Source organism: Flavobacterium notoginsengisoli, assembly GCF_014207905.1.
Lineage (GTDB): Bacteria > Bacteroidota > Bacteroidia > Flavobacteriales > Flavobacteriaceae > Flavobacterium > Flavobacterium notoginsengisoli_A.
Map to the genome: position 1 here is coordinate 857304 of NZ_JACHLB010000001.1, position 13321 is coordinate 870624.

A 13321-nucleotide genomic window follows, 5' to 3' on the forward strand; every position below is an offset into this window, starting at 1 on the left:
ATTATTTGATACAAAGTTCGGGATTATGATTTCATTAGAAAAATTAATAATTTTACTCATAATAAGTAGCAAAACTTATCAATATGGAAATCTATCAACTACAGTATTTTATTAAAACGGCTGAGGTTTTGCACTTTACCAAAGCCGCAGAATTATGTTTTGTAACCCAATCGGGACTTTCGCAGCAAATCAAAAAATTGGAAGAAGAACTCGGTATGCCATTATTTAAGCGAATCGGGAAGAAAGTACAGTTGACAGAAGCGGGTTCGGTGTTTCTAATTCACGCCAAAAAAGTGGTAGAAAATGTAGAAAACGGAAAACAGGCAATCGAAGATTTAAACGAAATGATTGGCGGCGAACTCAGAATTGGCGTAACCTACATCTTTGGATTATTGGTTTTGCCAGTTGTAAATACATTTGCGAAACGCTACCAAAATTTAAGAATCATAGTAGATTATGGTACAACAGAATCCTTAGAACAAAAACTGATTAATAATGAACTAGATTTAGTATTAGTAATTTCATCGCATGAGATTGGACCTCCAATTCAAAAAGTGCCTTTGTTTACTTCTAATATGGTAATGGCCGTTTCCAAACAACATTCTTTGGCTTCCTTAGAAAAAATACCATTCAAGAAAATTGAAGATGTACCATTGATTCTTCCAGGAAAAGGATCGAATTCTAGAGAGTATGTAGAAATATTATTTGTAAAGCATCACATGAAACCGAAGATTTCGATAGAACTAAATTCGATTAATGCCTTATTGCAAATGGTAGAAAACAGCGATTGGGCAACTATCGTGGCAGAAAAGGCACTAAAAGGCTGGGAGCATAGTTTAAAAGCCATTCAAATAACTGGAGTTGTAACCAAACGAGAATCTTTTATGCTCACGATTGGAAGCTACCAAAAGAAAGCCGTAAAGTTGTTTATGGAAGAATTTAGAAAAAGCATAAACGAATCTTAAAAATTTACTTTGTTTAACTCATTTTTTTTCGTGTTATTTGCAGACCAAAATAGAAAGGTGTCCGAGTGGTTTAAGGAGCTAGCCTGGAAAGCTAGTATATGGGTAACTGTATCGAGGGTTCGAATCCCTTCCTTTCTGCTAAGAAACCCAAACCTGTCGTATTTTCAAGGTTTGGGTTTTTTCTTTAAAAAACTATATCCAAAATACGGTTTTCCTCATTATTTTGTTACAAAAAATATTATATATTTGACTCCAGTGTAATACAAATAATTTGATGGATTTACCTCCTTATTCGCCAGGATTGCATAAACTGGTTACTTTACATGTCGACAAAACCGAGAAGCTTACAGACAGCAAAGGTTTTGTTACGGTTACCAATTCCATTTTAGAAAAATACGAACTTGAAAAAGTTGGAGCTGTCGTGCATGACTTTGAAAATGATAGTTTTACGATTTCCTATTGTCTTAAAGAATCACACATTTGTATACACACTTGGCCAGAATACAATCAGCTTACTTTGGATGTTTATTTGTGCAATTATCTTCAGGATAACTCGCAAAAAGTACGTGCCGTGATGGCAGATTATGTTACTTATTTTGAAGCAGAAATTATTAAAGATTTTGAAATTAACCGATAAGATATGAAGATTCCTTGTTACGACTGTAATGTAGAAACCGAATTAGAGGTTGGTTTTGAAGTAGTCAGTTTTGTTTGTCCTATATGTCGCAGTTTATATGAAGCTGACGATGAGGGAAAATTTCGTAGAAAATCAAAATATAAAGCAGAAACAGAAACGTATCCGTTAGTTATTGGCGAAACAGGTTTCTTAAAAGGAAACGAATACAAAGTAACTGGTATTTTGAGAAAAAAAGTACATCCAGATTATAGATGGACAGAATTTATTTTGCAGAATGAAGCAAAAGAATTTCTATATCTATCTGTTTCAAATGGACATTGGATGATGCTTACCGAAATGGAAAAGATTGACGATCTAAAAAAAGGAGTTGAAGTACTGGATTATGATGGTCAGGATTATGATTTGTTTGAACATTCGGATGCTGAAATAATTGATGCAAAAGGTTTTTTTGATTTTAAGCTTCCAAACAAAAAAATACATTTGGCTGAATTTATAAATCCGCCATATATTGTTTCGGTTGAAAAAATGAATAATGTTCAGACTGCTTTTCATGGAGAATATCTCAGTAAAAGAAAAATGCGAAAAGCATTTCCAGGAATAAAGCTGCCTTATCTTTCTGGAACCGGTATGATTCAGCCGTCTCTTTTTGATCTCAAAAATACAGCGATTATTTTTTGTCTTTTTGCTTTGATGATTATAACGGCAAATTGGTACATCTATCGAAATCAATTTGAACAGACGGTTTTCTCTCAAACCATACAATTTAGTAAATTCGATAATAAAGAAATTACCAGTCCCACATTTGAGCTTAAAGGTGCTTCGGCTCCCATGACAATTTCGGTTTCTACAGATGTTGATAATTCTTGGGCCAACTTAAATATTGCACTGATTAATGAAGACACTAATGACGAAATTTATGCCAATAAAGACATTGAATATTACTCGGGATACACCGATGGAGAATATTGGAGAGAAGGAAGCAGTTCTGAAAAGTTTAATATTTGTGGAGTAAAACCAGGAAAATACCATCTTGTTATTACGCCAATGAAAGCACCTGAAGACATTAAAAACAATGCCATGCGTGTCAATGTGATTTGGAATGAACCTTCAAGCCGTAACGTTTGGCTCGTTATTATCGGGATGATTGTAATTTACTTTATTATAAGATTCTTTAAAAATCAATTTGAAAAAAATAGATGGGCAGATAGTTCCTATTCAACTTACGATTATGAATAAAATTTCTAATTTCTTTAGCAATAACTGGGCTTCATTGGCAATAGGTTTCTTTTGCTTTGGAGTTTATATGTACTTTGCTCTTGCAGGAAACCGAATCTGCGATTGCGAAAGAACTGAAAAATATACCACGGCAGGAAGCCGAACATCTTATAACCGTTTTTATCACAAATAAAAAATCAATCTGTATGGAATTAATTCACACTCAGCCAATAGTAAATTCGATTATTTATTCTCTTTTAGGGATTGTTATTTTATTAATCGGCTATTTTATTATCGAAAAACTTACTCCAGAAAATACTTGGAAAGAAGTCGTAGAAAAAAATAACGTTGCTGTTGCGATTGTTCTGGCAGCATTTATCATCGGAATCTCGATGATTATTAGTGCCGCAATTCATGGGTAAAAAGTTTCTTAGGTTCGAATTTCTTTTACTTTTTGCTGTATTTATAATTGCCACTTGCGGACTTATTTATGAATTGGTCGCAGGAACTTTGGCTAGTTATTTATTAGGCGATTCGGTAAAACAATTTTCATTTATCATTGGCGTGTACCTGTTTTCGATGGGTATAGGTTCGTTTTTTTCAAAGTTTTTTCACAAAAATCTGCTGAATACTTTCGTAGAAATTGAAATACTAGTTGGACTTATCGGCGGATTAAGTTCTGTTGTCTTATTTCTATTGTTCGAAAATGTAGGCTCATTTCAATTCATTTTATATTTATTTGTTTTCGTAACCGGTTTTTTGGTCGGATTGGAGATTCCGCTTTTAATGAATATTCTAAAAGACAGAGTGGAGTTTAAAGATCTGGTTTCAAATGTTTTTACCTTTGATTATATCGGAGCGCTTTTGGCTTCAATCTTATTTCCATTAGTTTTAGTGCCAAAATTAGGCATCATGGGAACTTCGCTTTTCTTCGGAATGATCAATGTGAGTATTGCGATTGCATTATGTTTTTTGCTGGAAAAAGAATTGAAAAGAGTCTATTTTCTAAAAGTAAAAGCCATTTTTTCGTTTGTATTATTACTTGTAGTTTTTATTTTTTCGAATGATATTTTAGCTTATTCTGAAGGGAAATTATACGGAGAAAACATTATTTATACCAACTCAACTCCGTATCAGCGAATCGTTTTAACGCATAATAAAAGCGATTACAGACTTTATTTAAATAATAATTTACAATTTAGTTCGGCAGACGAATACCGTTATCACGAAGCTTTGGTGCATCCCGCAATGTCTATGGCAAAAAGTGTTAAGAAAGTTTTGGTTTTAGGTGGAGGAGATGGTTTAGCCGTTCGTGAAATCTTAAAATATAAAGATGTAGAAAAAGTAACTTTGGTAGATTTAGACGAAGGAATGACGAAATTGTTCAAAACCAATACGGTATTAACTAATTTCAATCAAAATTCATTGAACAATTCTAAAGTTACCGTAATCAATACTGACGCTTACATTTGGGCAAAAAGCTGTAAAGAGAAATACGATGTTGCAATAATCGATTTTCCAGATCCTTCTAATTATAGTTTGGGGAAATTGTATTCGCTTAATTTTTATCAAACCATAAAAACCATTTTAAAACCTGACGCAGCGGTTGTAATACAAACAACTTCGCCTTATTTTGCGCCGAAATCTTTTTGGTGTATCAATAAAACGGTTATGCAGGTTTTTCCGCAAGTTGATGCCTATCATGCTTATGTTCCGTCGTTTGGAGAATGGGGTTACACAATTGCGATAAATGGTTTCGAAACAACTTTTAATACCGTAAACCGAAAAGCAGACGAATTGAAATTTTACAATTATCAATTCGACCGATTTAATTATTTTACGAATGATATGATTTCAAACCAAATAGAAATCAATCGTTTAGATAACCAAATTTTAGTGCGCTATTTTGATGAAGAGTGGGGAAAACTGCAATAAATCCAGAAGGAGTTTTATAAAAGTAGTTGGAGCGGCTTTAATTGCGGTTCCGTTTTTGCAGTTTTGTTCGGATAAAATTGCGGTACTAATGATCCGTTTATCGGGTACAAAACATTTGCTTGGACATCGTTTATGGATAAAAGATTTCCCTAAACCGACAAAACAAATTGAAGTTTCGTATTTGATTGTTGGTGGAGGAATTTCTGGTTTAAGTGCCGCAAGACAATTTCATAAAAAAGGAATTTCAGATTTTTTGATGGTAGAATTAGAAAATCATTTGGGCGGAAATTCTTCCAACGGAGAAAATAAATATTCCAAATATCCTTTAGGTGCGCATTATTTGCCGTTGCCAAATTTTCAAGACAAAGAATTGCTTCGTTTTCTAGAAGAAGAAAAAATAATATTGAGTTACGATTCAAAAGGATTTCCCGTTTTCGACGAATTACAATTGACTTTTGCGCCAGACGAACGTTTATTTTACAAAAATAATTGGCAGGAAGGCGTTGTTCCAAAAGAAGGAAATTCGGTTGCTGATGATTTGGAGTTTGATAAATTCTTTAAACAAATGGACATTTTCAGAACAGGAAAAGGAAAGGATCAGAAATATTTGTTTGATATTCCGCTTTATCTTTCTTCTTCTGATGAAAAAACAAGAGCTCTAGATAAAATCACAATGAAAAAATGGTTTCAAGAAAATCATTTCACTTCAGAACCTTTATACAATTATATCGATTATTGTTGTAAAGACGATTTTGGTTTAGGAATCGAATACGTTTCGGCTTGGGCTGGAATTCATTATTTTGCAGGAAGAAAGCAAGATTGCACACCCGAAAAGCACGATAGCGTTTTAACTTGGGCAGAAGGAAATTCGCGTTTAGCCAATCATCTAAAAAAATACACCAAAGATAAAACGCTGAAAAATCATTTGGTTTATGAAGTCAAAATTGAAAACAATAAAGTAATCGCAAAGGCTTTTGATGATGTCAATAAATCTTCGGTTGAAATTATTGCAGACAAAGTCATAATGGCTTCTCCGCAGTTTGTAAACCAATATTTGATGGAAAACCGAAAAGAATTTACTAAAGATTTTCATTACACACCTTGGCTTTTGGCAACGCTCACAGTCAATGATTTGTTTGATAATTTTAGTTTTCCACTTTCGTGGGATAATGTAATTTATGATGCAAAAGGTTTGGGATATGTTTATGACCAGCATCAGACAGTGAATCAGGTTCAGGACAAAAAAGTCATTACGTATTATTATAGTTTTTCGTCTGCCGATTTGAAGAAAACAAGAAAAGAACTTTATAAAAAAGACAAAGAATACTGGAAACAGTTTGTTTTGAACGATTTAAAAGTCGCGCATCCAGATATTGAAGAATACACAGAAGATATTGAAGTTTTTCTTTTAGGTCACGGAATGATTTCGCCAGTGCCAGGTTTTATTTTTGGAGAAGCGAAACAACAAGCCAAACAAAATATTCAAAATAAGATTTATTTCGCACACAGTGATTTATCTGGAATTTCGATTTTTGAAGAAGCTTTTCATCAAGGAATTAATGTTGTAAATGAAATTGTAGATGGAACAACCTTGGATTCATAAACCCAAAACGGATTTAGCTTTTATAATTGGACCGTCATTTTTTGTATTGGCGATTATCTTTATTTTTCAAGATTATATTACCCAAATTGAAGAAAATTATTCTTTTTACACTTGGCTTTTTCTGATTGTTTTTATAGACGTAGCGCACGTTTATGCAACTTTATTTAAAACCTATTTTGTTGCAGACGAATTTCAAAAACAGAAAAGAAGATTAATTCTGTTGCCTATTATTTGTTTAGTGACAGGAATTGTACTTTTCTCTTTTGGGAGTTTGGTTTTTTGGTCGTTTCTCGCTTATGTAGCTGTTTTTCATTTCATCAGACAGCAATATGGTTTTATGAGATTATATGCTCGAAAAGAAACAAAAACGAAAATATCGGTTTGGATTGATAACCTGACAATCTATGCTTCAACAGGATACCCGATGTTGTATTGGTTTTTTTCGTCAAAGCGAAAGTTCAATTGGTTTGTCGAAAATGAATTTTTTAGGTTTGAAAATCAAAGAATTCTAGAAATCTTGTTTTGGATTTATATTGGAATTTTGGGTTTATATATGGTTTATACTGCTGTAAAATCTATTCAAAATCGATTTTTTAATATTCCGAAAAACAGTATTATTTTGGGAACTGCTTTGTCTTGGTATTTCGGAATAGTATATTTTAATAATGATTTGATTTTTACTTTATTGAATGTCGTTTCACACGGAATTCCGTATATGGCTTTGGTTTATTTTAAAGAAATCGACGGAAAATCAGAATCAGAATTGGGAAGTTTATCTTTTTTAAAACAATATAAAGGAATTTTAATCTACATTGGAATTCTTTTATTAATTGCTTTTTCAGAAGAATTTCTCTGGGAGTTTTTTGTTTGGAATGAAAATATCACAGTAAGCACTTTTGATTTTTCGAGCTGGCAGATTGTATTGGTTCCCTTATTGAGTGTTCCACAGTTTACGCATTATTTACTGGACGGATTTATTTGGAAGTCAAACAAATAAACGTTTCTGTTTCTTCGAAAAACAAATTTCCTATTCTAATCTGATGCCGAATTTATTTGTTTGATTTTCAAAAGAATATTTTTTTTTAGAAGCTGAAATTGTTTTTAGAAAAATTTTCGATTTTCATTTTTTGACATGCATTTTCATTCTGTAGGAATGTTTCGTTGGTAGAAAAAAAACGACCAGCTAGGTTTGCGTTCCGTAGGAACGTTTGATAGACGAGATTGTTAAAAATGATGTCAAAACCAAACGTTCCTATGGAACGTGCCATCGTGTAACAATTTAATTTTTCTACCGATGAAATGTTCCTACGGAACAATTTTAAATAGGATAGATAGGATTGTTTCAAGTATAAATCAGTCTTTTTTTGAATATAGTAACCAATTTTTTTTTTGAAAAACAAAATTTCTACTCTAGCCCCGATAGAAGCGATATCCTTTTGTTCTGGGGTTCAGAACAAAAGATATAGCGGATAGCGGGACTAAATGTCTTTTGAAAACGAATTTTTCTGCTTCTTAAAATAATAAATATTAATTCTGTAGTGCGATTTTGACTTTCGGCATCATTCTGTCAACAAACATTTTATAGGCTAATTCTGAAGGATGTAAGCCATCTGAAGCTACAAGATTTGGACTGTTAAGACCTTCGCGCGTGATGTCTGTAATCGAAACAAAAGCAATTTGATTGGTGTTGCAATAATTTTCTGCAAAAGAATTGTATTTGGTTATTTCGGCAGAAATTGTGGCGCTTTGAGTGCCAGCAAGATTTTTTCCGTAAGGTGTGTAGGCGTAATCTGGAATCGAAATAACGACCACCTTTTTTTTATCATTTTTGGCGAGCATAACAGCTTTGTTCACCAATTCTGGAAATTCTTTTTCGTATACAGAAAAATCTCTGCGCTGATATTGGTTGTTAACACCAATTAAAAGTGTAACTAAATCGTAATTGGATTCTGGTTTTTGAGATTCAATTGCTGCCAGTAAATTAGATGTTGTCCAACCAGTAGTGGCAATTATTTTGAGTGAAATTGTACTCGAATACATTGCTCTTAAACTCGATTTTAACTGTTCTGGAAAACGGCAGGTTTCGCAAACACTTTGACCAATAGTATAACTATCGCCTAAAGCTAAATAATTTACAGAACTCGGAATAGGAGGATTTGGTGTCGTAGGCGGAGTTACAACGGGTGGAGTAGTGGTGGTTGGTATAGAACTGCTTTCTTCGGAAGTACAGCTTAGAAGAAATGCAGCAAATATAACGGTAACTATTTGTTTAAAATGTGGTTTCATAATTTGTTTAAATTAGATTGATGGCTTTAAACAAATAGTTACGTTAAATATGTGGGTTTGGATTTTAAACCATTTCGGTTTTCATCACGATTTCTTCTTCGATGGCATTCCAAAGTCCGATACGTTTTTCTAAGGCAAGGATAGAAACTTCTTCTACTTCTTTCCATTTTTGAGCATCTTCTTCACATAATTCAGTAATCATCTGCATTGCCATTGGACCGTGTTCGTCGGCGTCCAATTCGATATGTCTTTCAAAATAATAAAGCAATTTTGCTAAATCGATGTCTGGCAGATTTTTCTGGAAATTTTTTAGTATTTGCGTAAACATGCTCGGAATTAAATCTTCTCTTCCGAAGGTAAATGCAGCGGCAATTTCGTGTGGTTTTCCTTCTTCAATTACTCTGAAAGTAAAATCTAAAAACTCTTTTACATTTGGATGTAACGAACTTTGTTTGATTGCCACAAATATATTATGAAGAGAAGTTACTTCTGATAAGAATTTTAAAACTCCAGTTGTATCTGCTCCGCAGTCTTCCATAGCTTCCAAATACATTTCGTAATGGCTCTGTCTTCTACCGTCTATACTTAAATCAGTTTCTTCTGCAAGAACAATTTCATTAATTAAATATCGTGTTTCCGGATTTTTAGTAGCAAACCAAGGTGTTGTTGTACAGGTAAGTTTGGCTTGTAAGGCTTTTAATAAAGACATAAAATCCCAAACAGCAAAAACGTGAGTTTCTAAAAAACTATGTAAGTCGTCAATGTTTTGAATTTTATTATATAAAGAATGGTTTAATAGTTGGTCTTTCTGTGGTTGGATACTTTTGTTTATCGCTTCGATATTCATTTTTAAAAAAATTTTGATGCAAAGATAAAAAGCTTCTTTGTTAGAAGAAGCTTTTTAGATTGATTTTGTATATATTTTAATAAATATCAATTATTTAAATGCAGGAATTCCAGTTACATCCATTCCGGTTATTAGTAAATGAATGTCGTGAGTTCCTTCATAAGTAATTACACTTTCTAGGTTCATCATATGACGCATAATTGAGTATTCGCCAGTAATTCCCATACCTCCGAGCATTTGTCTTGCCTCACGTGCGATATTGATAGCCATATTAACATTGTTGCGTTTTGCCATCGAAATTTGTGCTGTTGTTGCTTTTCCTTCGTTTCTCAAAACACCTAAACGCCAGGTTAATAATTGTGCTTTTGTGATTTCGGTAATCATTTCTGCCAGTTTTTTCTGCTGTAATTGTGTTCCTCCAATTGGTTTTCCGAACTGGATTCTCTCTTTAGAGTAACGTAAAGCAGTATCATAACAATCCATTGCTGCGCCAATTGCGCCCCAAGCAATTCCGTAACGAGCAGAATCTAAACAGCCAAGCGGAGCACCAAGACCAGATTTATTAGGTAATAGATTTTCTTTTGGAACTTTTACATTATCAAAAATTAATTCACCCGTTGCAGACGCACGAAGCGACCATTTGTTGTGAGTTTCTGGTGTTGTAAAACCTTCCATACCGCGTTCTACAATTAAACCGTGAATACGGCCTTCTTCATTTTTTGCCCAAACAATAGCGATATCGGCAAATGGAGCATTTGAAATCCACATTTTGGCACCATTTAAAAGATAATGATCGCCCATATCTTTAAAATTAGTAATCATGCTTCCTGGATCAGAACCGTGATCTGGCTCTGTTAAACCAAAACAACCGATAAATTCTCCTGTTGCCAATTTTGGAAGATATTTCATTTTTTGTTCTTCATTTCCATATTTCCATATAGGATACATTACTAAAGATGACTGAACAGATGAGGTTGATCTTACGCCAGAATCGCCTCTCTCTATTTCCTGCATAATTAAACCATAGGAAATTTGATCTAAACCAGCGCCTCCATACTCAACAGGAATATAAGGACCGAAACCACCAATTTCGCCAAGACCTTTTATAATTTGTTTAGGAAATTCTGCTTTTTGAGCGTATTCTTCTATAATAGGAGAAACTTCTCTTTTAACCCATGCACGTGCTGATTCGCGAACTAATTTGTGTTCATCGCTTAGCAAATCGTCTAAGTTATAGTAATCTGGAGATTGAAATAGGTCTGATTTCATGTTTTTTAATTTTTAACAAACAAATTTACGTAATAAAAATATAACAAATGACGCTTAAATTGTTATATTTTTTTAGCACAAAAATAAAATTAATAGGAATTTGGCAAATTAATTGTAGTTTATTGATAATTTATAGACTATTTTTGAATACCAAAAACTAAATTAAATGAGGCTGATCATCTCTTTTTTATTTTTCTTTATACTTAATACCGGTGTTGCTCAGTCAGATAAGGAGCTATCCGAGCAAAAATATTTAGAATTGCAGGATAAAATACGTTTCAGCATCAATGGAAATCATGATGAAGGTTTAACACTTGTTAAAGAATTATTAAAATCAAATAATCCAGAACATCGTACGTTTGCCAGTGGAGCAGCTTCATATCTACATCAGTTAAAAGGAGATAGCATAAGATCAGATCAAAGTTATGCAGACGCTTTGATGTATCTGAAAAAAATCCCAGAATCTAGTAAAAAAATAAAAATACATTCTTATTTATGTAATTTTCGAGGTCTCTCTTATTGGAAAAGACACAATTATAGTCAAGCATTAAGTTCGTATCAAGAAGGAATCAAACTTTCTTCGCAAATAAACGATGTCATACAAGTGGTAAAGTTTAAGGCTAATATGGCTTTGCTAAATGAAGGCGTTGGGAATTTCCAACTGTCTATCAAGATTTTGAAACAAAACGAAGCATTTTTAGATAAAAATGAAAATCTTTATCAGAAAGATCAATTTCAGAATGCAAAAAGTAATACCTATACTAATTTAGGGAATTCTTATGAGGGATATTACTCTAAAAATCGAAATAAAATTCAATTGTTAGATTCTGCTGAATACTTTTATAAAAAGGCAATTGCTTACTCAGACAAATTTGAGGACAATAAAATTACCGCAAAACTAAGTTTAGGAAATATTTACTCCTTTAAAAAAGATTTTAGTAATGCAGAAAAGATTTACTACGATATCGCTATTTATGCAAAGCAAACCAACAATGCTTTTTTATACCAAATCGCCAATTTTAATCTAGGAGATTTATATTTCACTCTAAAGAAATACGATCGAGCCCTTATTTTTTTAAAGAAAGTAGACTCTATAAGTTTTAAGAATAAAATGCTGGATAATAGTTATTTTAAATCCAATTATATTCAGGCAAAAATTTATAGTATCAAAAATGAACCTGAATTGGCTTATAAGCACTCCAAGTTATATTTGGATTCTTATGAAAAATATGAGGGGAATATGAGAGAAGAAACTCTCGAAGTTAATTATAAATTAGGTACAGCAGATCTTAGTGAAGAGATGTTAGATGTTCAGGAAAAGTATAAATATGAAGTCTTTTGGAATAAAGCTTTAAAAGTATTTTATGTAATTCTAGTTGTCGGTATTGTTTTTTTCTTGATTAAAAGTATTCGAGACAAAAATAAAGCACATAAGAAAATGAATGCTTTGATTGAAGAATTTAAAGCTAATCTGGAGAAAAAAGAAATTGAAAATGCAGAAATTGATAAAGCTGTAATTGAAGAAGTTTTTGCCGAAGCACCAGAATTAGATGAAATTCAGCTTAAAAAGGAAAATGCAAATCTTAGTATTGATGAAGCAAAAGAAAATAAGATTGTAGAAAAATTATTAGCATTAGAAGAAAAGCTAGAATATCTAAATGCCGATTTTACCCTTTCGTATGTTGCTAAGAAAATAAAAACAAATACTACATACCTATCTTATGTAGTAAATAAAAGATTTGGAAAATCTTTTGGTGAATATTCTAATGAATTGAAAATAAATTATGTTATTAATCAGATGATTACAAATCATTTGTATCGTAAATATTCAACTCAGGCAATAGCAGAAAGCGTTGGTTTTAAAAATGCAGTTTCGTTTGCAAAATCGTTTCGCAAAAGAACTGGAGTGTCTCCAGCTCAATTTGCGAGTAATATTTAGAACTACTTTCTTTATATATTAAGGATTTCCACTTCCACCGTTATTTTTTCCTGGGTCTACAGGTGGTTGCTCCGGATCTGGATTTGCAGGAGGAACACCATCACCGCCACGGATTACTTTCAATTCAGTTGCCGCTAACTTTTCATTTTTGAAATTTTCGAAATTTGATTTAGGATTTTTCATGATGCTTATATTTTAGATGTCTTTGTAATTGATTTTTTTGGATGCTTTATATAGATGGAAAGAAATTAAGGATTTCCGCTTCCGCCATTATTTTTTCCAGGATCTACAGGTGGTTGCTCCGGATCTGGATTTGCAGGAGGAACTCCATCACCGCCACGAATCACTTTCAATTCAGTTGCTACTAACTTTTCATTTTGGAAATCTTCGAAATTTGCTTTATAATTTTTCATGATGCTTATATTTTAGATGTCTTTGTAATTGATTTTTTGGATGCTTTATATAGATGGAAAAAAATTAAGTATTTCCGCTACCACCATTATTTTTTCCTGGGTCTACCGGAGGAACTCCATCACCGCCACGAATCACTTTCAATTCAGTTGCTACTAATTTTTCATTTTGGAAATCTTCGAAATTTGATTTATGATTTTTCATGATGCTTATA

General features: G+C 32.7%; 14 protein-coding genes and 1 tRNA gene. 10 read left to right on the plus strand and 5 right to left on the minus strand.

The genetic code is table 11. The annotated features are described in order from the left end of the window. Positions 1-83 precede the first annotated feature (83 nt). The 9 genes from HNP35_RS03655 to HNP35_RS03695 all read left to right on the plus strand — a co-directional run bounded on the left by HNP35_RS03655 (position 84) and on the right by HNP35_RS03695 (position 7352). Entirely contained in the window at positions 84-965 is an 882-nt protein-coding gene (locus HNP35_RS03655) for a LysR substrate-binding domain-containing protein (protein WP_184158362.1), read from the plus strand. Between the two features lie 51 nt (positions 966-1016). Then, a tRNA-Ser gene (locus tag HNP35_RS03660) sits at positions 1017-1103 on the plus strand. Between the two features lie 136 nt (positions 1104-1239). After that, a complete protein-coding gene (locus HNP35_RS03665) occupies positions 1240-1602 on the plus strand; it encodes an S-adenosylmethionine decarboxylase family protein (protein WP_184158360.1) in 363 nt (120 codons plus the stop codon). Between the two features lie 3 nt (positions 1603-1605). Then, positions 1606-2838, plus strand: a complete 1233-nt coding sequence (locus tag HNP35_RS03670) for a DUF4178 domain-containing protein (RefSeq protein ID WP_184158359.1) — start codon at positions 1606-1608, stop codon at positions 2836-2838. Next, positions 2831-3010 (plus strand): hypothetical protein, encoded by a 180-nt coding sequence (locus HNP35_RS03675; protein WP_184158357.1) that lies wholly within the window; start codon positions 2831-2833, stop codon positions 3008-3010. The genes HNP35_RS03670 and HNP35_RS03675 overlap by 8 nt, the downstream gene beginning before the upstream one ends. Positions 3011-3023: 13 nt before the next feature. Then, the gene (locus HNP35_RS03680; RefSeq protein ID WP_184158355.1) at positions 3024-3239 is read left to right on the plus strand and encodes a DUF350 domain-containing protein; all 216 of its coding nucleotides are present in this window, start codon (positions 3024-3026) and stop codon (positions 3237-3239) included. Beyond that, positions 3232-4752 carry a polyamine aminopropyltransferase gene (locus tag HNP35_RS03685; protein WP_184158353.1) on the plus strand — a complete coding sequence of 507 codons (1521 nt, stop codon included), beginning with the start codon at positions 3232-3234 and terminating at the stop codon, positions 4750-4752. The genes HNP35_RS03680 and HNP35_RS03685 overlap by 8 nt, the downstream gene beginning before the upstream one ends. After that, on the plus strand, positions 4727-6355 hold the full coding sequence (locus HNP35_RS03690) for an NAD(P)/FAD-dependent oxidoreductase (protein ID WP_184158351.1): 1629 nt from the start codon (positions 4727-4729) through the stop codon (positions 6353-6355). The genes HNP35_RS03685 and HNP35_RS03690 overlap by 26 nt, the downstream gene beginning before the upstream one ends. Further along, positions 6333-7352 carry a hypothetical protein gene (locus HNP35_RS03695; RefSeq protein ID WP_184158349.1) on the plus strand — a complete coding sequence of 340 codons (1020 nt, stop codon included), beginning with the start codon at positions 6333-6335 and terminating at the stop codon, positions 7350-7352. Before HNP35_RS03690 ends, HNP35_RS03695 begins: the two co-directional genes overlap by 23 nt. Positions 7353-7882: 530 nt before the next feature. Here HNP35_RS03695 and HNP35_RS03700 read toward each other — a convergent pair. From HNP35_RS03700 to HNP35_RS03710, 3 genes are all read right to left on the minus strand, one after another. Then, entirely contained in the window at positions 7883-8641 is a 759-nt protein-coding gene (locus HNP35_RS03700) for an SGNH/GDSL hydrolase family protein (RefSeq protein WP_184158347.1), read from the minus strand. A gap of 64 nt (positions 8642-8705) precedes the next feature. Continuing rightward, positions 8706-9488, minus strand: coding sequence for a DUF3050 domain-containing protein (locus HNP35_RS03705; RefSeq protein WP_184158345.1), 783 nt, complete (start codon positions 9486-9488; stop codon positions 8706-8708). Positions 9489-9578: 90 nt separating this feature from the next. Beyond that, complete coding sequence (locus tag HNP35_RS03710; protein WP_184158343.1) at positions 9579-10757, minus strand: acyl-CoA dehydrogenase family protein; 1179 nt, start codon at positions 10755-10757, stop codon at positions 9579-9581. 166 nt (positions 10758-10923) lie between these two features. On the opposite strand from HNP35_RS03710, the gene HNP35_RS03715 reads away from it, so the two are divergent. Next, complete coding sequence (locus HNP35_RS03715) at positions 10924-12696, plus strand: helix-turn-helix domain-containing protein (RefSeq protein WP_184158341.1); 1773 nt, start codon at positions 10924-10926, stop codon at positions 12694-12696. A gap of 18 nt (positions 12697-12714) precedes the next feature. Here the strand turns inward: HNP35_RS03715 and HNP35_RS03720 are convergent, their stop codons facing one another. Continuing rightward, the gene (locus tag HNP35_RS03720; RefSeq protein ID WP_184158339.1) at positions 12715-12879 is read right to left on the minus strand and encodes an rSAM-modified peptide; all 165 of its coding nucleotides are present in this window, start codon (positions 12877-12879) and stop codon (positions 12715-12717) included. A 65-nt stretch (positions 12880-12944) separates the two neighbouring features. Further along, positions 12945-13109, minus strand: a complete 165-nt coding sequence (locus HNP35_RS03725; RefSeq protein ID WP_184158337.1) for an rSAM-modified peptide — start codon at positions 13107-13109, stop codon at positions 12945-12947. Positions 13110-13321 lie beyond the last annotated feature (212 nt).

Coding starts and splice junctions, on each gene's coding strand:
- HNP35_RS03690 (WP_184158351.1), top strand. CDS start 4,727: ATGAAGAGTGGGGAAAACTGCAATAAATCCAGAAGGAGTTTTATAAAA.
- HNP35_RS03670 (WP_184158359.1), top strand. CDS start 1,606: ATGAAGATTCCTTGTTACGACTGTAATGTAGAAACCGAATTAGAGGTT.
- HNP35_RS03675 (WP_184158357.1), top strand. CDS start 2,831: ATGAATAAAATTTCTAATTTCTTTAGCAATAACTGGGCTTCATTGGCA.
- HNP35_RS03720 (WP_184158339.1), bottom strand. CDS start 12,879: ATGAAAAATCCTAAATCAAATTTCGAAAATTTCAAAAATGAAAAGTTA.
- HNP35_RS03685 (WP_184158353.1), top strand. CDS start 3,232: ATGGGTAAAAAGTTTCTTAGGTTCGAATTTCTTTTACTTTTTGCTGTA.
- HNP35_RS03715 (WP_184158341.1), top strand. CDS start 10,924: ATGAGGCTGATCATCTCTTTTTTATTTTTCTTTATACTTAATACCGGT.
- HNP35_RS03710 (WP_184158343.1), bottom strand. CDS start 10,757: ATGAAATCAGACCTATTTCAATCTCCAGATTACTATAACTTAGACGAT.
- HNP35_RS03705 (WP_184158345.1), bottom strand. CDS start 9,488: ATGAATATCGAAGCGATAAACAAAAGTATCCAACCACAGAAAGACCAA.
- HNP35_RS03655 (WP_184158362.1), top strand. CDS start 84: ATGGAAATCTATCAACTACAGTATTTTATTAAAACGGCTGAGGTTTTG.
- HNP35_RS03665 (WP_184158360.1), top strand. CDS start 1,240: ATGGATTTACCTCCTTATTCGCCAGGATTGCATAAACTGGTTACTTTA.
- HNP35_RS03725 (WP_184158337.1), bottom strand. CDS start 13,109: ATGAAAAATTATAAAGCAAATTTCGAAGATTTCCAAAATGAAAAGTTA.
- HNP35_RS03695 (WP_184158349.1), top strand. CDS start 6,333: ATGGAACAACCTTGGATTCATAAACCCAAAACGGATTTAGCTTTTATA.
- HNP35_RS03700 (WP_184158347.1), bottom strand. CDS start 8,641: ATGAAACCACATTTTAAACAAATAGTTACCGTTATATTTGCTGCATTT.
- HNP35_RS03680 (WP_184158355.1), top strand. CDS start 3,024: ATGGAATTAATTCACACTCAGCCAATAGTAAATTCGATTATTTATTCT.